The sequence below is a fragment of the Streptomyces sp. NPDC051315 genome, assembly GCF_044455165.1.
Lineage (GTDB): Bacteria > Actinomycetota > Actinomycetes > Streptomycetales > Streptomycetaceae > Streptomyces.
The window spans coordinates 407,076-425,989 of sequence record NZ_JBITEN010000001.1 but is presented as its reverse complement, the minus strand read 5'-3'; the positions used below and the strand labels follow the sequence as shown (position 1 = coordinate 425,989).

The window sequence follows — 18,914 nt, the reverse complement described above, 5'->3', positions numbered from 1 at the left end:
GAGCGGCCGGTGGGGGCGGCGGTACCGAACGAGCGACCCAAGTTAGGTGGAGTTCAGTGATGCTTGCAAGTTCAACATTTGGCCATCGTGTGGCTTCCGCTTGACGTTCCGCCGGGGTTTCGCCTCCGCCGCCGCGGCCCGGAGGGCCGCTCTCGCCACCGCGTCGGAGTCCGAGAGCGTGACCGAGTCCACGCCCGGGCGGGCGCCCGCGGCGGTCACCCAGTGCACCCCCTCGGTGGGCACCCCGAAGGCGAACCGTCGTGCGTGCGGCCGTCCCTGACGGTCGATCAGGTGGTAGGGGCGCCGGGTCACGTCCAGTCCGCCGGTCACGTACCCGTCGACCGTGTGCGGGCGGCACTGCCCGGTCTTCAGCAGCCGGGCCAGGAGGCCGTCGGCGGTGCGCCGCAGATCCGGTTCCGGGAGCCGGGCCTCTATGAGGGTCGTCACCCGGACGGCCGAGCCGGGCACGTCCGGGGAGTGCGCCCGCCAGGCGCCGTCCTCCTCCCGCACCTCCAGACGGGGGCCCAGCACCTCCACCACCCCCGCTTCGACCAGCGCGGCCAGTTCCTCCGTGCGGCGGCGGGGCGGGCCGATCGAGAGGAAGGCGTTGAGCGGGGTGTACCAGCGGTCGAGGTGGTCCCGGCGGGAGGCGCCGGTCAGCCCACCGTGGTCGACGACCAGCCGCAGTTCGTTGCGCAGGTCCCGCAGCACGTCCAGGGCGGCCTTCAGCGGTCCGCGCACATTGCCCCTCGCCGCCTCCTCGGCGTCCCGGCGCATATACTCCAGCAGCCACTCCCGCCACTGTCCCGGATGCGTGAACTCCCGTCCGGCGTACGGCCGGGAGATCCGGTCCCAGCTCCAGCGGTCGGTCCGCGCCACGCCGAACTCGTCGAGGACGACGGCCTCCCGGGAATCGCCGTGCGGGACGGCGAGGAAGCGGTCCGCGAACTCCGGGCGCCGTACGAGTGCCGTGTAGTACACCGTCTCCACCTCCTTCGCCACCAGCGGCCATATCTCCGCCAGGAAGTCCGGCGCCTCACCGGAGTCCGCGCGCTTGCGGAAGCCCGAGATCACCTCGGGGGTCAGCACGAGCGGTATGTGGCGGCCGTAGGGGCCCTTGGCGTTGTCGCCGCGCGCCTGGTAGGGCACACCGCGCCGCGAGCCGGCGTACAGCCGCGGTTCCCGGCCGGAGGGCAGGTAGCGCAGGCCCTGGCGGGCGGTGACGAAGCGGCCGCCCCGGCCGGTGGTCAGCAGCGCCAGGTGGTCGAAGAAGTTCAGGCCCAGGCCGCGCAGCAGCACCGGTTCGCCCGGGGCCAGGCAGGACAGGTCGACGTCGGCCGGGTTGGCGGGCGGGACATGGCGCAGGCCGTGCCGTTCGGCGTGGGCGGCGTGGCGCTGCCGGGCCGCGTCGGCGACCACCGGCAGGTGGCCCTGGGCGAGGACCACGGCGGACAGGCCGAGCAGGATCCGGCCGTCGTCCAGGGTGAGCACCTGACGGCCGTCGGCTGCGTCGTCGAGCCGGACCGCGCGCGCCGCGTGCGTCTCGACCCGGACCCCGGGCGGGGCCTGGCGCACCGTCCGGGCGAACACCCACTCCAGGTAGCGGCCGTAGTGGGCGCGGGTCGGGTAGTCGTCCGGGCCCAGTTCGCCGGCCGCCCACTCGTGCAGGCTGGGGCCCGGCCGGACGGGGCCCGAGCAGTCCACGCTGTCGTCGGTGAACAGGGTCACCTGGGAGGCCACGGTGTTCATCAGCAGCTCCCGCGACTGCGCCGTACGCCAGACGCGGCCCGGTCCTGGCGGCGCCGGGTCGATGACATGGACCGTCAGGCGCACCCCCGGCGGGAGGAGGTCCGGCGCGGAGGCGCAGAGGCGTTCCAGGACGCTGGTGCCGCGCGGTCCGGCACCGACGAGGGCTACGGCGACGGACGCCGGAACCGGCCCTTCCGGGGGCGGCGCCGGCTGCGCATTCACTGAGGGCAAGGGGGTGACTCCCGGGCGTGGGGGGCGCGGTGGAGTGGACGGCCCCGGGGGAAGCGGACGGTCCGCCTCATCATGCCCTCGGGCACCACGGAAGCCAACGCGGGCCCCACCGGCCCCCGGTGTCCCACATCAGGGGGTCAAGTCGGACTCCTCCACGGTTGTCAGTCCGCCCTTCTCCCGCGCGTGCTCCAGCCGCAGCCGGGCCGAACGCCCGCGCAGCGTCAGCGTCATGAGCTGGTTGCCGAACCAGGGCCCGCCGGTCTTGCGCCAGTCGACGACGGGCCGGGGACAGCGCCCGTGCCGTGCCAGCCGGCGCCCGAGCGCGCGCGCCACGGCACTCCAGCCGAAACGGAAGCTGACGCGTATCGACAGCGGGATGGAGTTGTGCACGGGCGAGCAGGTGAGTTGCAGCACCCGCGCGTCCGGCGCGGCCGCCGGCCAGCGCGGCTCGGCCACGTAGGCGTGGTGCACGTCCCCGGACAGCACCAGCACGGTCGCCGGCGCCTGCGCCCCCGTACCGACCTCGGCGAGCAGTTCGGTCAGCGCGGTGAAGGAGGCCGGGAAGGCGGCCCAGTGCTCCAGGTCGGCCGCCCGCCGCACCCGCTCCCCGAGCCGCGCCCACCGCTCGCCCCGCTCGCCCCGGCACAGGGCCGCGTTCCACGTCTCGGCGTCGTGCACCAGGTGCGGCAGCAGCCAGGGCAGGGAGGTGCCGACGAGAAGGTGGTCGTAGGAGCCCCGCCCGTCGAGGGCCTGCTCGCGCAGCCACGCGGCCTCGCCCGGTTCGAGCATCGCCCGCCCGTCCTCGTCCAGCACCCGGGCGGCCCGGGTGTCCACCATCAGCAGCCGGACCCGCCCGAAGTCACGCCGGTAGCTCCAGCGCACCGAGCTGAGGTCGTCGTCCGCCCGGCGGGCGAAGTCGCGCAGGGCGTCGGTGCCGTCGGCGGAGCCCCGTACGGCCGCGTAGAGCGGGTCGGCGGCCAGTTCGGCCGGGGAGAGGTTGCCGATCTGCTGGTACACCCAGTACGACATCAGGCCGCTCAGGATCCGCTCGTGCCACCAGGGGGCGGACCGCATGTCGGCGAGCCAGGCGGCGGAGGTGTTCCAGTCGTCGATGACGTCGTGGTCGTCGAAGATCATGCAGCTGGGGACGGTGGACAGCAGCCAGCGGACCTCGGGGTCGAGCCAGGACTCGTAGTAGAGCCAGGTGTACTCCTCGTAGTCGGCGACCTCGGCGCCGGGCGGCTCGGAGAGGTCACGGCGGTCCGCGATGAGCCGCTGCGTCGCGCCGGAGGTCTCGTCGGCGTACACCTGGTCGCCGAGCAGCACCAGGACGTCGGGCCGCTCGCCCCCCGGGTCGGCGGCGATGCGCGCGGCCAGGCTGTCCAGGGCGTCGGGGCCGGCCGGGTCGTGCTCGTCGGCCGGGGGCGCCGCCCAGCGGCAGGAGCCGAAGGCCACGCGCACGTCGTCGCCGTCGGCCCGGGTGCGGATGACGGAGGGCGGGAACGACGGGAAGGTGTCCTCGGGCAGCGGCCACGCGCGCGTGCCGTCGAGGAACACCTCGTACGCGGTCTCCGTGCCCGGTGTCAGTCCGGTGACCGGCACCAGGGCGTAGTGGTGGCCCGCCACCTGGAAGGTGTGCGCGGTGCCGCCGGAGCCGTCCGCGCAGCGCACCTCGGCGGCGCACGGACGGCTCGTCTCGACCCAGACGGTCGCGGACGAGCCGTCGGAGTACCTCAGCAGGGGTCCCAGCCGCAGTCCGGCCACGTGATCGCCTCCTCCGTCGCCCCGTACGGTACGGAACGACGGAGGCCGGTGGGGAGATTCCGGGTCAGCAGTTGTTCAGGTAGCTGGTCAGCGCGCTCTTCTCGGCGGAGTCGACGGAGAGGCCGTAGTAGTACTTCACCTGCACCCAGGCGCGGACGTAGGTGCAGCGGTAGGAGCTGACCGAAGGCATCCAGGTGGCCGGGTCCTGGTCGCCCTTGGCCTGGTTGACGTTGTCGGTGACGGCGATGAGCTGCGGGCGGGTCAGGTCGTTGGCGAAGGACTGGCGCCGGGAGGTGGTCCAGGCGTCGGCGCCCGAGTCCCAGGCCTCGGCCAGCGGGACGAGGTGGTCGATGTCGACGTCGGAGGCCGCGGTCCAGGTGGCGCCGTCGTACGGGGAGTACCAGCTGCCGCTGGTGGAGGCGCACGCGGAGTCGGTGACGACGTTCGAGCCGTCGCGCTTGAGGACGGTCTCACGGGTGTTGCAGGCGCCGCTGACGGTGATCCAGTGCGGGAAGAGATCGCGGCTGTAGCCGGTGCGGTCCTCGGCCGCCACGGTGAGCGAGGCGAGGTAGGTGCGGGCGGTGGCGGCGCTGACCGGGGTGGGCAGGGCCGCGGAGGCCGTCGGGGAGTTGAGGAGTGCGACCGAGGCTAGGAGACCGGTGAGCGCCGCGAGTATGCTGACCCGTCGACGCGCGTAGAACCTGGACATGCGAACTCCCTTGGGGGTATGGGGCGTTGCGGTGCGAGCGTGGGAATGCTCGCGGTGCCGCGTTGCGGGGAGGTGTGCGCGCGGTAAGAAGCTAATGACGTGTACATGACACGACAAGACGTGTGACGGGATCCGTGACGTGACATCGGCCCTACGGCATCGGTGTGAGCGTCACGTACGATGGACGGCGCAGAAGGGGAGTAGCTCTTCGCCGGACCGTCGACACACTGCTCAGCTCGTCCCTGTGACGGCCGAGCCGGCGCCCGGAGGCAGGCCCGTCACGGGCCGGCCAGCGAGACCTTCGGCAAGCAGTGCACATCCGTGCCGTACGGCGCGGGTGCCGTGTGTGCTGCCGTGCCGAGGCGTCTTGCGCGAAGAAAGCAGCACTCTCGGTGGGGCGGCCCCGACCGATTGAGGACCCTTGATCAGCTTGACCGTGACGGCGCTCGTCTTCGGCGTCGTCTTCCTCGCCGAACTTCCCGACAAGACCGCCCTCGCCGGCCTCGTCCTCGGCACGCGCTACCGCGCCTCGTACGTCTTCGCCGGCGTCGCCGCCGCCTTCGCCCTGCACGTCGCGCTCGCCGTCGCGGCCGGAAGCGTGCTGACCCTGCTCCCGCAGCAGATCGTGCACGCGCTGACCGGCGTGCTCTTCCTGGGCGGCGCGGCCGTGCTGCTGATGAGGAAGGACGAGGACGAGGAGGAGGTCCGCAGGCCGGAGAACCAGTCCTTCTGGAAGGTCTCCGGAGCGGGCTTCATGCTCATCCTCGTCGCCGAGTTCGGCGATCTCACCCAGATCATGACCGCGAACCTCGCCGCCCGCTACGACGACCCGCTCTCCGTCGGCCTCGGCGCGGTGCTCGCGCTGTGGGCGGTGGCCGGGCTCGGCATCGTCGGCGGAAAGGCCCTGATGAAGCGGGTGCCGCTGAGGCTGATCACACAGATCGCGGCGGTGCTGATGCTGGGGCTGGGCGTGTGGAGCCTGTGGGAGGCGGTCGCGGGCTGACGCGCGGGCGGCGCCGGCGGACCGAACGCCGGGTGAACGCTTCCCCGGGAGGGTGGCGTGAGCCCCCCATGTTTTGTACCGTGGAGAAACAAAGTGGCTCCCGCCCGTTTTCCCTGACCGGCGGGCGGGGCCGCCTTGTCCCTCCGGGGGGTCAGCTGTGTTCTTCCACCCCTGCCCGGAGCCTTTTCTCCTCTCTGCCAGGAGCCCTTTTCCTCCCCCGCTTGGAGTCGCCGATGACGGCCACCGTCCTCACCGCCCGTGCCCTCCTGCTCGACATGGACGGCACCCTCGTCAACTCCGACGCCGTCGTGGAGCGCGTGTGGCGGCGCTGGGCCGAGCGGCACGGGCTGGACGGCGACGAGGTGATGAAGGTCGTGCACGGCCGGCAGGGGCACGCCTCGATGGCCCTGCTGCTGCCCGGCCGGCCGATGGAGCAGAACCTGGCCGACAACGCGCGGATGCTGGCGGAGGAGACCGCCGACATGGACGGCGTGGTGGCGGTGCCGGGCGCCGCCGAGTTCCTCGCCTCGCTGCGCGGGCTGCCGCACGCGCTGGTGACCTCCGCCGACGTGCCGCTGTCCACGGCCCGGATGGCCGCCGCCGGGCTCCCGCTGCCCGGCGTGCGGATCACGGCGGAGTCGGTGGGCGCGAGCAAGCCGGATCCCGAGGGTTTCCTCAAGGGGGCCGCCGAACTGGGCGTCGACCCTGCCGACTGCGTGGTGTTCGAGGACTCCGGGGCGGGGATCGCCGCGGGGCGCTCCGCCGGGATGAGGGTCGTGGGGATCGGACCCCGCGCCGCGCTCCACCGGCCGGACGCGGTGGTGCGGGACCTGACGCGGGTGCGGGTGGAGACCGTACCGGAGGGCATCCGGCTGCACGTCGGGTGAGACGCCGCCCCGGGGTGGGGACCGGAGGTGGTCGTGCTGCCCGGCGCTCGGGGCCGTGTCCCGGGAGCTTTCTCCGGCGGGGGCGTCCGGCCCCCAGAGCGGCATCCCGCGGGGCTGTCCGGCCTCCGGGAGCGGCATCACGCGGCGCTGCCGGGTACCCGCCAGCGGCATACGCGGGGCCGTCGGCCGTCCCGCGGCAGCACTGCGCGGGCCGCGCGCGTCGGCTGGGTGGTGTCGGGAACCGGCGACCCGCGAGCGTCACGGCTCCTTCGTCTCGGACTCCAGCTTCTCCCGCGTGGCCGGCCCGTACGTCCCCAGATCGTCGTTCCGGATCCCCCGCGACCACTGGTAGTTGCGCAGCGCCTCCTCGACCCTGCCGTCGAACACCCCGTGCGCCTCGTCGTTGTAGAGGTACAGCTGCTGCAGCCGCAACTGGAGTTCGGTCACCTCGGCGCCCCGGTCGCCGCGCCGCAGGACGGTGGTCACGGGGCTGCTCGGGGCCCCGTCGGCGCCGTTCTCCGGGGCCAGGGAGTTCGTGACCGGCGCGGTCGGCGCGCTCGGGCTCGGCTCGGCCGTCGGGGAGGCCGACGGCGAGGCGCCGGACGCCGACGGGGACGGCGAGGAACTCTCGCTCTCGGACGGGGACGGCGAGGCGCTGGACGCCGACGGGGACGCGGAGCGGCTCGCCGACGGCGACACCGAGGGCGCGCCGGTCGAGGTGTCCGGCACGGCCGCCCGTACACCCTCGGGGGCGGCGCCGTCGCGGGTCGGCTTCTCGTAGGTGAACAGCCCGCTCGCGAACCCGGCCGCCGCGATGGCGGCCACGGCCGCACCGGCGCTCGCGACCAGCACCGTACGGCGCCGCCGGCCCCGCGGCCGCTCCTCGTCGGCCTCCGCGCCGCTCGCGTCGGAGCCACCCGCGTCGAACAGGCTCAGGTCGGTGGCGCTGGGCTCGGAGGGCGCCGGGGCGAGGGGCGTGGGAAGCGCCGTCGTCCGCGGTTCCGCGCCGGACGGCTCCACCGGGCGCAACGGCACCGTCGCGTCGGACATCCCCGGCACGGGCGGGGGGGCGTCCGCAGCCGTCGGCACGGGCACGGTGGCGTCGGTCACCGTCGGCACGGGCCTGGTCGCGTCCCAGGCCGTCGGGGCGGGTGCGGACGCGTCGGAGGCTGCCGGCGGTACGGGCGGGGTGGCGTCCGCAGCCGTCGGTACGGGCCGGGTCGCGTCGGAGGCCGTCGGTGAACGGGGCGCCGGGTCGGCCGCGGAGGCCTCCGCCGGTCCCATGCGGCCCGCGCTGCCCGCGCCGGGCTCCCCGCGCTCCCCGCGCCCCCCGAACTCCCCGGGCCCGCCGAGCTCGACGTAGGGACGGATCCGTAGCGGGTCGAAGTCCTCCGCCGCGGCCGCCTCCGCCTCCCGGGTGTCGCGCAGGGCCTCGGACGCCCGCTGGGCGCAGGCGCACGAAGGGATGTTGTCCGCTGCCCGGAGCGCTCCGCACTCCGGGCACGGAAGCCCGTGCCGCCCCGCTCGCTCCTGCCGTCCCGTCGGTTCGTTCACTCGTTCGTCCTTCCCCCATGCGAACTCCAGAGATTATGCAGATCCTCCACACAACCGCCTGCCCGTCCCCCCGGAATAGGGGGTTCCGACAGGACTCGAGAGGCCATAACGGGACACACCGATCACGATGGAAGGTGTCACGTGAGCCTCGGGAGGCATCCATGGCCTTGGACGCGCACGCCAGGACGGGGGATCCGCTTCAGGAGCACGTCCCCGGCAACGTCCTCGTCTCGATCGGCGCCCTGCTGCTCGGCATGTTGCTCGCCGCCCTCGACCAGACGATCGTGTCGACCGCGCTGCCCACGATCGTCAGCGACCTCGGCGGCCTGGACCACCTGTCCTGGGTGGTGACGGCGTACCTGCTGGCGGCCACGGCCGCGACCCCGCTGTGGGGCAAGCTGGGTGACCAGTACGGGCGCAAGAGGCTGTTCCAGACCGCGATCGTCATCTTCCTCGTCGGGTCGGCGCTGTGCGGAATGGCGCAGAGCATGCCGCAGCTCATCGCCTTCCGGGCCGTGCAGGGCCTGGGCGGCGGCGGGCTGATGGTGCTGTCGATGGCGATCGTCGGCGACCTCGTCCCGCCCCGTGAACGCGGCCGCTACCAGGGGTTGTTCGGTGCCGTCTTCGGCGCGACGAGTGTTCTCGGACCGCTGCTGGGCGGCCTGTTCACCGAGCATCTGAGCTGGCGCTGGGTCTTCTACGTCAACCTCCCGGTGGGCGCCGTCGCGCTCGTCGTCATCGCGACCGTCCTGCACATCCCGCGCCGGGCGACCCGGCACGTCATCGACTACCTCGGCACCTTCCTCATCGCCTCCGTGGCCACCTGTCTGGTGCTCATGGCCTCCCTCGGCGGCACCACCTGGGACTGGGGCTCGCCGCGGATCGTCGGGCTGGGCGTCCTGGGCGTGGTGCTCGCCGTCGCGTTCGTGGCGGTGGAGCGGAAGGCGGCCGAACCCGTCCTCCCGCTCAAGCTGTTCCGCATCCGCACCTTCACCCTCTCCGCCGTCATCAGCTTCATCGTCGGCTTCGCGATGTTCGGCGCGATGACCTACCTGCCGACCTTCCTCCAGGTCGTGCAGGGCGTCTCGCCGACCATGTCGGGCGTGCACATGCTGCCGATGGTGGCCGGCATGCTGCTGTCGTCGACGGTCTCCGGGCAGATCGTCAGCCGCACCGGCCGGTGGAAGGTCTTCCCGATCGCCGGCACCGCCGTCACCACCCTCGGCCTGCTCCTCCTGCACCAGCTCGACGAGCGGAGCGCCACGGCCGAGATGAGCGCGTACTTCTTCGTCTTCGGCCTCGGTCTCGGCCTGGTCATGCAGGTCCTCGTCCTCATCGTGCAGAACGCGGTCACCTACGAGGACCTCGGCGTCGCCACCTCCGGCGCCACCTTCTTCCGCTCGATCGGCGCGTCCTTCGGCGTCGCCATCTTCGGCACGGTCTTCGCGGGCCGCCTCGACGACAAGCTCGCGGACGCCTTGCGGGGCGCCGACCTCCCGGCCGGGGTCTCCGCCGAGGCGCTGGAGGCCGACCCGCGCGTCATCGGCGCCCTGCCGTCCGCCCTGCGCCCGCCGGTCCTCAACGCGTACGCGTCCTCCATCACGGACGTCTTCCTGTACGCCGCCCCCGTCGCCCTCCTCGGCTTCGTCCTCGCCTGGTTCCTGAAGGAGGACCGCCTGCGCGGCTCGGTCACCGCCCCGGACGTCACCGAGACCCTCGCCAGCAACCCCGTCGAGCGGTCGTCGTACGACGAGGTGTGCCGGGCGCTGTCCACCCTCGGCACCCGCGAGGGCCGCCGCGAGGTCTACCGCACCATCACCGCCCGGGCCGGCTACGACCTCCTCCCGGCCGCGAGCTGGATGCTGCTGCGGATCAAGCGGTACGGCACCGTCGAGCCCGGCGCCCTCGCCGAGCGCACCAACGTCCCGCTGGCCGCGATCCTGGACGCCTCCCGCCAGATCGAGGAACGCCGCCTCGCCGTGCGCGAGGGCCTGGACCTGCGGCTGACCCCCGTGGGCCGCGAGGTCACCGAACGGCTCTCCCGGGCCCGTGAGGACTCGCTGGCCGAACTGCTGGGCGACTGGTGGGGCCCCGACCGCCCCACGGACCTCGTCCAGCTGGTGAAGGAACTCAACGGCGAACTGTGCGGCTCGGACCGGGAACAGCCGCACGACGTACGACCCGTGACACGGCTCGGCTGAGCGGGGCGTCGGCACGCGAGGACCTCGCCGGGACCGCTGGGCCGCCGGCCCGGTCGGCGCCGGCCGCTCCTGGGCGCCGGTAGGGCCGTGAGCCGTGCGGCCGGGCCGCCGCTCAGTGGGACCGGGGGATCGCGGGGCCGGCCGCCCGGTCGGGGGTGAGGTCCTTCGCGAACCAGTGCTCGGCGTACGGCTCGTCGTTGTACGCCTCGGTCTCCGTGTAACCGAGCCGGGCGTACAGGGCGCGGGCCTCGACCAGGTCGCCGCGGGTGTCGAGGACCATCCGTCCGGCGCCGAGCCCGCGGGCGGCCTCCTCGGCGGCGCCCACCAGCAGGGCCGCACCGCCCCTGCCGCGCGCCTCGGGCACCAGGAACACCCGCTTCAGCTCGGCGGTCACCGCGTCCACCAGCCGTACGCCCGCGCTGCCGGCCGGCTCACCGCCGTACCGCGCGACCAGCAACAGCCCCTTCGGCGGCACCAGCCCGTCCCCCGTGTCGGCGGCGATCTCCCGCTCCAGCTCGTCGGGGTCGGTCCGGCGCCCCTCGTGCCGCAGGTACCAGCGATCGCTGACCTCCGTGTAGTACGCCCGCCACAGCGCGGCGGCGACGGCGGAGTCCACGGGCTCGGGGGTGATCGTCCAGCTCATGACGGCCATTGTCGGGAGCGGACAGGACCGGTCCGCAACCGAATTACGGGCCGGGACCCGCACGTCCGGCGGGCGCGGCCGCGTCCGTTTGTCCCGCGCCGTCCGGGCAACCCGAATCGTGAACCGGCCCGTGCGGGCCGAAACACCGGAAGGCAACCATGTCCACAGGCGTGATCATCGCTCTGATCGTGATCGTGGCGGCCGTCATCGCCGTCGCGGCGGTCCTGGCCCTGCGGGCCCGAGGGTCGCATGGAGGAGGACGCAGCCTGAAGCAGCGCTTCGGGCCCGAGTACGACCGGGCCGTGGCCCGGCACGACGGGGACGTCAAGGCGGCCGAGCGGGAACTCGCCGCCCTCGTGGAGCGGCACGGCGAGCTGCGCGAGCGGCCGCTGGAGCCCGCCGAGCGCGAGCGGTTCGAGGCCCGCTGGACGGCTGCGCAGGAGCGCTTCGTCGACTCGCCCCGTGAGGCGGTCGCCGAGGCCGACCGACTGCTCGCGGAGGTGGCCGGCGCCCGGGGCTTCCCGGACGGCGCGCAGTACGAGGAGCAGCTCGCCGCGCTCTCCGTGCACCACGCGGACCATGTGCACGGCTACCGGCGCGTCCACCAGGTCGCGCGCTTCCACGCGGACGGCGGCGCGCGCAACGGCCAGGCCCCCGGCACCGAGGACCTGCGGGCCGCCATGGTCGAGGCCCGCGAGCTCTTCGACGACCTGGTGACGCGGAGCCGGAACGAGTCCGGCCGTCACCGCGTACTGACCCGGCCGGACGAGGGCCGGGACACCCGGGCCCGTCAGGGCCACCACCTGCCGTGGAGCTTCCACCGGCACCAGACGAAGGAGGGGTGAGAAGGATGCCGGACGTGACACCCAGCGGAGAAGACCGGCGCGGGACGCAGGACGAGGGGCGGACCCCGATGACGGCCGGAGGCCAGCAGCCCCCGGCGACCACCGCGGAGATGCGCGGCGCGTTCGTCCAGGAGGCCAGGGAGGCCAAGGAGACCAGGGACGCCCGGAGGGCCCGCGACGCGGGCGAGGGCGGTGACGTCAGGGGCGCCGCGCCCGCCTCGACGGCCCCGGCCGCCGGCACCGGCGCTCACGAGACGCGCGGTGCCGTCGCCCCTCAGGGCTCCCACACCTCCCCGCTCCTCCCGGGCGAGGAGTGCGACAAGCTCACCGCCCGTATCCAGCACGCCGTGGCCGAGTTCATCGACCGCCCCCGGGACGCCGTCGAGGAGGCCGACCACGTCCTGGAGGAGCTGACCGCGCGCTTCACCGACGCCGTGAACAGCCGCCGTCGTACGCTGCGCGGCTCCTGGCAGCTCGCGGAGGGCACGAAGGACGACAGCGTCACGACCGCCGACACCGAACAGCTCCGCCTGGCCCTGCGGGACTACCGCGAACTGTCGGAGCGGCTGATGCACATGTGAACCGGCTCGCGTGGCCTCGCCCGTCCGGGCCGACGGGCCCCGGCCCTAGCTCTCCCCAGAGGCCGCCGCCCGGCGCTCCCGCCACTCCCGTACGACCGCCTCGACGTCGTACGGCTTCATACCCAGCGGGGGGCCGGGCGGCGGCCTGAACATCATGGCGCGGAGCTTCACGTTAACGTCCGTGACGATCTTCCGGACGAGGCGTTCCGAGGGGGCCGCGTACGCCGCCGCGAGGGCGTCCTCCGCCTCCTTGCGCAGCGCGAGCGCCGGCGGAAGCACCGAGAGCCCCTCGCGCGCCATCTTGCGCCTGATCCACCACAGTTCGTCGTACGAGGTGTCGGTACCCGGGGCCAACGGCCTTCCCGCGCCCGGCAGTCGGTCGAAATCACCGCGCCGCTGCGCGTCACGGATCTGCTTGTCGACCCAGGACTCGAACGGGACGCCGGGTGGCTTTCGCTCGGTCATGGGTCCATTGTGCCGGACGCGACGGCCCCGGGCGATTTAGGATGCGGCGGCTGCACCAAGGTCACTGAAGCCACTGTCGGACACCTCACGAGGAGCGCACGTGCTCGAACTCACCATGGCCACCGTCTCGGGGACGGAAGAGGGTGCCACGGCCGGCATGCTCATGGCCGACGCGCCCAGCGACCCGGGCGCCGTGCTGCGGGTGGGCCGGGACAAGTCCGTCTGCCGCCTCGTGACGCCCGAGGACTGGCTGTTCGTCTCCCGTGTCCACCTGGAGTTCCTGTGCGGGCCCGAGGGCGTCTGGCAGGTCACCTGGCTGCGCGGCTCCCAGCCGGACCCGTCGTCCGAGGTCCGGCTGGTGGTCGGCGAGTACGCCCAGACCATCGCGTACGGCGGGACCGTGCAGCTGCCCCGGGGCGGCAACGGCGAGATCGTCGTCGTGGACCGCACCGGGCCGCGCAGCGTCAACGTCGGCTTCTACCACGAGGCGTAGCCTCCGTCAGCAGCCCCGGGGGCTACGCCAGGACGCGGGCCAGCGCGAACCCGTCGTAGCCCTTGGCGCCCACCGTCTGGATCGCGGTGCCGCTCAACCTGGGGTGGGAGCCGATGAGTTCGATCGCGGCGCGGGTCCCGCGCACGTCCCCCGCGTCGGTGTCGACGTCGACCACCCGCCCGCCCCGGACGACGTTGTCGATGACGATCAGGCTGCCCGTGCTGGTCAGTTTCAGCGCCCACTCCAGGTAGTTGGCGTTGTTGGCCTTGTCGGCGTCGATGAAGACCAGGTCGAACGGCGGCGGGTTCTCGTCCGCCAGCAGCGGCAGCGACTCCAGGGCCGGGCCCACCCGCACCTCGACCTGCTCGTGGAGTCCCGCGCGGGCGACGTTGCGGGTGGCGACCTCCGCGTGCCGCGGGTTGTACTCCAGCGAGATCAGCCGGCCGTCGGCGGGGAGCGCGCGGCCCAGCCAGATCGTGCTGTACCCGCCGAGCGTGCCGATCTCGAGGATGTTGCGGGCCCCCTGGATCTGGGCGAGCAGCTGAAGCAGCTTGCCCTGGTTCGCCGTGACGTTGGCCTGCGGGAGTTCGGCCGCCTCGCTGTCGCGCAGCGCGGCCGTGGTCACCTCGTCGTCCGGGGCGAGGTGGGTGATGAAGTAGGCGTCGACGGCGTCCCAGACCTGCGACTCGCTCATGCGCTCTGCCTCTCGTGTACCTGACATACCTAGGACATCCCTTGACATACCTAGGGGGTGTCTCGTGGATCCGACCGGGGTCGCGGGCCCTGGCACGCGACCCCGCTCGGCGCGGCCGACGGGCACCTCACTCGCAGCCGACCTGGTCCACAAGACACCCCCTAGGACATGCCTCGGACAATCTAGCCAGGAAACACCGGCCGGTCGGGGCAACGGCGCCCCGCCCTGCCGGGGTTCCCCGCCGACCGGACCCGACGGGACCCCGGCCTGCGGCATTCAGCCGTACGGTCCAGGAGGCGACGGGGGACGGGGAGGCGCCGGCCGCGACGGCGGAGCCGGCAGCGCGGATCCGGCCGGCCGCGGCCCGACGAGCCGCTGCCCCCACGCGTACCGCCGGCGCGCCCGCCGGACGCGCACGCCGAGCACGACCGCCCCCGTCACCAGCGCCCCGAGAACCCCCACGACGGTCAGCAGCCATGCCGGGATCCCGGCCACGGTGAGCAGCCGGCTCTCGTAGGTGACCTGCCGGTACGCCGTGTCCTCGGCCGTACGGCGCAGCTCGTGGTCGGCCGAGATCGACGAGGGCACCGGGAACTCCTGCGTCAGGGCCGTCAGGAACGGCGTACCGTCCGCGAGCTCGCCCAGCGGCCCCGTCGCCGTGCCGACCCGTCCCGCGAAGGTGACCCGGGGCCGCTCCCCGCCGATCCGCGACACCGGCTCCATGCGGTGCTCGGCCAGGACGTACAGGGCCAGCGACTGCGGGGTGGTGGCGAGCTCGGACAGCCGCATCGGGTAGACGAGCGTGTCGCTGGCGAAGGTGAGGTGGAGCGGTTCGAGCTCGCCGCTCAGCGGGGTGCCCGCGGTCTCCGGGGCCAGCCGTACCGCCACGTACTCCCAGCGCTGGTCGACGTACGGCCGCAGGGCCGTCTCCAGGCGGGGCGGGAAGGTGAAGCCGTTGTCGCCCAGCCAGTCGTCCAGGGCGGCCGGGTCGGTGGCCGTCAGGCGGGCCACGTCGAACGGCCCGAGCCGCTCGCGCCCCACCACACCCACCCCGGGCCCCGCGCCCGGCAGGGGCGCGGCCCCCGCGCCGTCGGTGGCGGACAGCGGCCAGTCGCCGTCCCGCGGCCAGAAGTGGTGGCGGGTGCGCTCCTCCGGCGCCGTGGCGTCGGCCAGCTGGTCGAAGACCTCCGCGTCGCCGAGCCGTACGGTCGCCCGGCTCGGCACCGGCATGATCCAGGCGGCCCGGTCGGCGTCCCCGGTGACCGACAGACTCATCACGATCTGCTCCTGGTCCCCGTCCCACCGCACGACGGAGACCTCCCGGTGCACCGCGACCCGCTGCTGGCCGCCCGGCACGAGCGCGCCGCAGCCGCAGGCGTAGGCCGGGGCGATCAGGGAGCCGAGCTGGGTCGCGAGGAGCGCGAGGAGCAGGGCCAGGAGCCGCCCGCGCCGGCGTTTCCGCCGTGTGTGCCGGTCTCGCCGTTCCCCCCGGAAACCGAGCATGCCCCGTAGCCCTCCGTCGTCGGTCGTCCGCCGCTGATCACGGCCGTGGTGGCTACGACGGACTGGCCCGAGGGGTTGGTTCCGTTCGTGGTGTGATCCACATCGCACCCTGCGGAGGCAACCCTCCCCCCGGAGCACTATCGTCTTCCGGACAAAAGGAGAGCGGACGTCAGGTGAAGGCGGGGTGCCCTGCGTCTCTGTCCGGGGGTGGTGCGAGCCTCATAGGGTTCGCAAAGGCACCTCACGCGGGTGACGCGTGGGACGAGCGGGGCGGGAGGCCGACGAGGCGTGGCGAATGCGGAGCACAGCGGGCGGCCGGCGGAACCCTTCGGGGCGACGGCGGTCGGCACGGCGAGGTCGCGGCTGCACGCGGCCCGCCTGGGCCTCTGGCTGGTGGTGGCGGTCCTCGCCGTCCGGCAGGTGGCCGTCGTCCTCGGCACCCCGCGCGGAGAGCGGCTGACGGACCTCGAGACCTGGGTCGGACCCGACGGCGTACTGCACGTCAACGGTTCGCTCTACGACTCCACACGCTTCACGGGCACCCCCTTCGGCGGGCTCGTCCTCAAGCCCTTCACCCGGGCGGCGGAACAGGCCCTCGGCTGGGGCTGGACCTTCGGCACGCTGCTGCTGGTCGCGGCCCTCGGCCTGGTGGTCGCGCGCGCCCTGCCCCAGCCGGTGAGCAGACGCACCTCGCTCCTGGCCGCCCCGGTGGCCATCAGCCTGCTGATGCTGTCCCTCCCCGTCCGCAACACCCTCTGGCTCGGCCAGACCAGCATCATCCCGGTCCTGCTCGTCCTGCTCGGATGCTTCGTCGTCCGGGGACAGCGGACGGGCGGCGTCCTGATCGGCCTGGCGGCCGCCCTCCAGCCGACGGTGCTCCTCTTCGTCCCGCTGCTGTGGTTCACCGGCCGCCGTCAGGCCGCCCTCTCCACCGGCGCCACCTTCGCCGCCGCCACGGTGCTCGCCTGGGCGGCGATGCCGCACGACTCGTACACCTACTGGGTCCACCACATGGCGGGTGTCGGCCTCGGCGGCAAGGCGGACGCCCTCGGCAACCAGTCCCTCCACGGCGCCCTCCTCCGCCTCGGCCTCGACGGCCCCCTGGAGATCGCGCTCTTCCTCGCCCTCGGCGCGACCGTCGCCGTCCTCGGCGTCCGCCGGGCGGTGCGCTACGCCCGCGACGGCCAGCTGCTGCTCGCGGTGGCGATCACCGGCTGCGCGGCGATCGCCGTGTCGCCGACGACATGGCAGCACCAGCTCCTGTGGGTCCTGCTCGCGGTGGTGGGCCGGGTGGGCCGGCGGGCCTCGGACCGCCTGGTCTGGCCGGTGGCCGTCGTCCTCGTCATGACCCTCCCGGCGAAGATGATGCTGCCGAACATGCCGGCCCTGTACCCGCTGCGGGACAACGTGGTGCTGCTGGCGGCGGTGGCCGCGGCGACGGTCGTGCCGTTCCTGTCGCGGACCTCGCAGTACTACCGCACGCCGATCCCGACGGAGTACGCGGCGCCGGTGCCGGCCCGCTGGAGACACGTCCCGCTGCTGCCGTTCCTGCGCCGGGTCCTCACCCGCCCGAACCTGCTCCTGGAGCTGCTGCTGATCCGCGTCACGTACGCGGCGTACCAGCAGGTGCGGCTGGCGGCGACCGGCGGCACGATCTCCGGCGGCCGGGAGCGGGCGGAAGCGCACGGCCAGGAGATCCTCGACCTCGAACGCGTCCTCCACATCGACATCGAGCACGCCGTCAACCACTGGGTGGTCGGGGTCGACTGGCTGCGCGACTTCTTCGACTTCTATTACGAGTCCTTCCACTTCGCGGTGCCGCTGTCCGTGCTGGCCGTGCTCTACTGGCGGCGCCCGGTGGACTACCGCTGGGCGCGCTCCTCCCTGGGCTTCGCGACCCTGCTGGCCCTGGTCGGCTTCTGGCTGTACCCGCTGGCCCCGCCCCGCCTCATGCCGTCGCTCGGCATCATCGACACCGTCCACGGCGTCCAGGACTTCTCCAAGCCGGACTACGGCACGCTGACGGCGCTGACCAACCAGTACGCGGCCATGCCGTCGCTGCACTTCGGGTGGTCGCTGTGGTGCGGCATGGTGATCGCCATCGTGGCGCCGAAGGCGTGGATGAAGGCGCTCGGCCTGCTGCACCCGCTCTTCACGGCGTCGGCGATCGTGGCGACCGGCAACCACTGGGTGCTGGACGCGGTCGGCGGTGCGGCGGTCGTGTTCGCGGGCTTCGGGCTGGCGTACGCCTTCCAGGGGCCGCGGGCCCGGGCGGCGGTGGTGACGAAGACCGCCGTCGAGCCCGCGGTGCCCCAGAAGGACCCCGCACCGAGCTGACCGCCCGCGCCGAGCTGACCGCCCGCGCCGAGCTGACCGCCCGCGCCCGCCGGCCGCTCGCGCGGCCGCGCGAGCCGGCACTGGTGGACGGGGCCCGCCGCTCAGGCGCCCGAGCCGGCGGCCTGCGCGAAGGCCACCGGTGGCGGCCGTACGACGGTCACCGGCCCGCAGGTCGGTCACCGGTGGCGGCCTGCACCACGGCCACGGGTGGCGGCCCGTACGACGGTCACCGGCCCGCACCACGGCCACCGGTGGCGGCCTGTAGACGGCCATCCCCCCACCGGCGGCGACGGCCGTCATCGCTTCTGACAGCATGTTCTGGTCCCCCCGGCCGGACGCCCCTCGATGCGGGAGCGCAAGGCGCTCCCTACGGACGGGAGCCGCGGGAACGGGGGGATGAGGAACCAGTCGCGAGACATGCGGGCCGAGGTCCACTCCGGTGAGTGCGTGCCGGATCGCCTCGGCCTCCCGTTCACTCTCGCGACGGATCGTCCCCGACCGGTACGGAGTCCGGTCGGGCTGTGAGGAGGGGCGCATGTCCGGAATCGGCGGGTGGATACGGCTGGCCGGTGCCGCGGCTGTGGGTGTGGGCGTGGTGCTGTCCGTGACGGGCTGTTCCGGCCAGGAGACCGCGCAGCGGCCCGGAGCGGGGGCGAAGGGGACGGAGGGCAGAGCCCTCGGCCGTGAGGAACTGAGAAACCTCGCCTTCCGGAACGGCGAGGTGCCGAACTCCCACGGCTCACCCGTGCAGAGTCCCGCCCCCGGGCCCGAGCGGACCTTCCCGCCGGTCTCCGACGCGTCCTGCCAGACCGTCCTCGACGTCCTGGACGCCAAGGGCGCCTCCGCCGTCGTACGTCAGGTCTTCAACTGGAAGGACGACCTGTGGGGCGGCGCGTCCACGCTGGCCTCGTACGAGGACGCCGGGGCGCGGCAGGTCTTCGAGCGGCTGGAGAAGGGGCTGAGGACCTGCCGGTCCTACTCGGGGAGGTCGTACGCGGGCGCGTACACGACCGAGGTCACGGGCGTGGACGGCCCGAGGGCGGGACGGGTCGGCGACGAGGCCCTGACCTTCCGCACGGTCACGCCCACGAAGGACGGCCTGGTGATGCACCACGACTACGTCGTCGTACGCACCGCGGGCGTCATCGCCACCTTCCGGAAGGCGGACGAGGGCCGTGAGGCGACGTTCCCCCGGGACCTGGTGGAGCGGCAGGTCGACCGGTTGGCCGACGCGCAGCGTTCCTGATCCGCCCAC

Annotated in this window: 15 protein-coding genes and 1 pseudogene; 8 read left to right on the top strand and 8 right to left on the bottom strand. The window is 73.6% G+C overall.

The features are described 5' to 3' along the window. Window positions 1-58: 58 nt before the first annotated feature. From ACIBBD_RS01820 to ACIBBD_RS01810, 3 genes and pseudogenes are all read right to left on the bottom strand, one after another. Window positions 59-1,971, bottom strand: a pseudogene (locus ACIBBD_RS01820) (FAD/NAD(P)-binding protein); the annotation flags it as partial. A gap of 138 nt (window positions 1,972-2,109) precedes the next feature. Continuing rightward, window positions 2,110-3,744, bottom strand: coding sequence for an alkaline phosphatase D family protein (locus ACIBBD_RS01815; RefSeq protein WP_399417276.1), 1,635 nt, complete (start codon window positions 3,742-3,744; stop codon window positions 2,110-2,112). Between the two features lie 64 nt (window positions 3,745-3,808). Continuing rightward, window positions 3,809-4,453 carry an HNH endonuclease family protein gene (locus ACIBBD_RS01810; protein ID WP_399417274.1) on the bottom strand — a complete coding sequence of 215 codons (645 nt, stop codon included), beginning with the start codon at window positions 4,451-4,453 and terminating at the stop codon, window positions 3,809-3,811. A gap of 421 nt (window positions 4,454-4,874) precedes the next feature. Between ACIBBD_RS01810 and ACIBBD_RS01805 the strand changes: the two genes are divergently transcribed. Together ACIBBD_RS01805 and ACIBBD_RS01800 are read left to right on the top strand one after the other, a co-directional pair. Continuing rightward, a complete protein-coding gene (locus tag ACIBBD_RS01805) occupies window positions 4,875-5,456 on the top strand; it encodes a TMEM165/GDT1 family protein (RefSeq protein ID WP_399417273.1) in 582 nt (193 codons plus the stop codon). A 233-nt stretch (window positions 5,457-5,689) separates the two neighbouring features. After that, the gene (locus ACIBBD_RS01800) at window positions 5,690-6,343 is read left to right on the top strand and encodes an HAD family hydrolase (RefSeq protein WP_399417272.1); all 654 of its coding nucleotides are present in this window, start codon (window positions 5,690-5,692) and stop codon (window positions 6,341-6,343) included. A 258-nt stretch (window positions 6,344-6,601) separates the two neighbouring features. Here ACIBBD_RS01800 and ACIBBD_RS01795 read toward each other — a convergent pair whose 3' ends face one another. Further along, window positions 6,602-7,897 carry a peptidoglycan-binding protein gene (locus ACIBBD_RS01795; RefSeq protein WP_399417271.1) on the bottom strand — a complete coding sequence of 432 codons (1,296 nt, stop codon included), beginning with the start codon at window positions 7,895-7,897 and terminating at the stop codon, window positions 6,602-6,604. 161 nt (window positions 7,898-8,058) lie between these two features. Here ACIBBD_RS01795 and ACIBBD_RS01790 point away from each other — a divergent pair, with 161 nt between their 5' ends. After that, window positions 8,059-10,098: a DHA2 family efflux MFS transporter permease subunit gene (locus ACIBBD_RS01790; protein WP_399417270.1), complete on the top strand. Its 2,040-nt coding sequence runs from the start codon at window positions 8,059-8,061 to the stop codon at window positions 10,096-10,098. Between the two features lie 112 nt (window positions 10,099-10,210). Here the strand turns inward: ACIBBD_RS01790 and ACIBBD_RS01785 are convergent, their stop codons facing one another. Then, on the bottom strand, window positions 10,211-10,741 hold the full coding sequence (locus ACIBBD_RS01785) for a GNAT family N-acetyltransferase (protein ID WP_399417269.1): 531 nt from the start codon (window positions 10,739-10,741) through the stop codon (window positions 10,211-10,213). A 158-nt stretch (window positions 10,742-10,899) separates the two neighbouring features. Here ACIBBD_RS01785 and ACIBBD_RS01780 point away from each other — a divergent pair, with 158 nt between their 5' ends. Beyond that, the gene (locus ACIBBD_RS01780; RefSeq protein WP_399417268.1) at window positions 10,900-11,586 is read left to right on the top strand and encodes a hypothetical protein; all 687 of its coding nucleotides are present in this window, start codon (window positions 10,900-10,902) and stop codon (window positions 11,584-11,586) included. A 5-nt stretch (window positions 11,587-11,591) separates the two neighbouring features. Beyond that, window positions 11,592-12,167: a hypothetical protein gene (locus tag ACIBBD_RS01775; RefSeq protein WP_399417267.1), complete on the top strand. Its 576-nt coding sequence runs from the start codon at window positions 11,592-11,594 to the stop codon at window positions 12,165-12,167. Between the two features lie 45 nt (window positions 12,168-12,212). Here ACIBBD_RS01775 and ACIBBD_RS01770 read toward each other — a convergent pair whose 3' ends face one another. After that, entirely contained in the window at window positions 12,213-12,632 is a 420-nt protein-coding gene (locus tag ACIBBD_RS01770; RefSeq protein WP_399417266.1) for a DUF1992 domain-containing protein, read from the bottom strand. A 100-nt stretch (window positions 12,633-12,732) separates the two neighbouring features. Between ACIBBD_RS01770 and ACIBBD_RS01765 the strand changes: the two genes are divergently transcribed. Beyond that, the gene (locus ACIBBD_RS01765) at window positions 12,733-13,125 is read left to right on the top strand and encodes a hypothetical protein (protein WP_399417265.1); all 393 of its coding nucleotides are present in this window, start codon (window positions 12,733-12,735) and stop codon (window positions 13,123-13,125) included. Window positions 13,126-13,147: 22 nt separating this feature from the next. On the opposite strand, the gene ACIBBD_RS01760 is transcribed toward ACIBBD_RS01765, so the two are convergent. Together ACIBBD_RS01760 and ACIBBD_RS01755 are read right to left on the bottom strand one after the other, a co-directional pair. Then, entirely contained in the window at window positions 13,148-13,819 is a 672-nt protein-coding gene (locus tag ACIBBD_RS01760) for an O-methyltransferase (RefSeq protein ID WP_399417264.1), read from the bottom strand. Between the two features lie 276 nt (window positions 13,820-14,095). Next, window positions 14,096-15,322: a DUF2330 domain-containing protein gene (locus ACIBBD_RS01755; protein WP_399417263.1), complete on the bottom strand. Its 1,227-nt coding sequence runs from the start codon at window positions 15,320-15,322 to the stop codon at window positions 14,096-14,098. A gap of 288 nt (window positions 15,323-15,610) precedes the next feature. Between ACIBBD_RS01755 and ACIBBD_RS01750 the strand changes: the two genes are divergently transcribed. Further along, window positions 15,611-17,659 carry a bifunctional glycosyltransferase 87/phosphatase PAP2 family protein gene (locus tag ACIBBD_RS01750; RefSeq protein ID WP_399417262.1) on the top strand — a complete coding sequence of 683 codons (2,049 nt, stop codon included), beginning with the start codon at window positions 15,611-15,613 and terminating at the stop codon, window positions 17,657-17,659. 535 nt (window positions 17,660-18,194) lie between these two features. Then, window positions 18,195-18,905 carry a hypothetical protein gene (locus ACIBBD_RS01745; RefSeq protein ID WP_399417261.1) on the top strand — a complete coding sequence of 237 codons (711 nt, stop codon included), beginning with the start codon at window positions 18,195-18,197 and terminating at the stop codon, window positions 18,903-18,905. Window positions 18,906-18,914: the final 9 nt, after the last annotated feature.

What these genes read in the sequence shown, in the direction of transcription:
- ACIBBD_RS01810 (WP_399417274.1), bottom strand. Translation starts at nt 4,453, where the DNA reads ATGTCCAGGTTCTACGCGCGTCGACGGGTCAGCATACTCGCGGCGCTC.
- ACIBBD_RS01800 (WP_399417272.1), top strand. Translation starts at nt 5,690, where the DNA reads ATGACGGCCACCGTCCTCACCGCCCGTGCCCTCCTGCTCGACATGGAC.
- ACIBBD_RS01790 (WP_399417270.1), top strand. Translation starts at nt 8,059, where the DNA reads ATGGCCTTGGACGCGCACGCCAGGACGGGGGATCCGCTTCAGGAGCAC.
- ACIBBD_RS01785 (WP_399417269.1), bottom strand. Translation starts at nt 10,741, where the DNA reads ATGAGCTGGACGATCACCCCCGAGCCCGTGGACTCCGCCGTCGCCGCC.
- ACIBBD_RS01780 (WP_399417268.1), top strand. Translation starts at nt 10,900, where the DNA reads ATGTCCACAGGCGTGATCATCGCTCTGATCGTGATCGTGGCGGCCGTC.
- ACIBBD_RS01775 (WP_399417267.1), top strand. Translation starts at nt 11,592, where the DNA reads ATGCCGGACGTGACACCCAGCGGAGAAGACCGGCGCGGGACGCAGGAC.
- ACIBBD_RS01770 (WP_399417266.1), bottom strand. Translation starts at nt 12,632, where the DNA reads ATGACCGAGCGAAAGCCACCCGGCGTCCCGTTCGAGTCCTGGGTCGAC.
- ACIBBD_RS01760 (WP_399417264.1), bottom strand. Translation starts at nt 13,819, where the DNA reads ATGAGCGAGTCGCAGGTCTGGGACGCCGTCGACGCCTACTTCATCACC.
- ACIBBD_RS01755 (WP_399417263.1), bottom strand. Translation starts at nt 15,322, where the DNA reads ATGCTCGGTTTCCGGGGGGAACGGCGAGACCGGCACACACGGCGGAAA.
- ACIBBD_RS01745 (WP_399417261.1), top strand. Translation starts at nt 18,195, where the DNA reads ATGTCCGGAATCGGCGGGTGGATACGGCTGGCCGGTGCCGCGGCTGTG.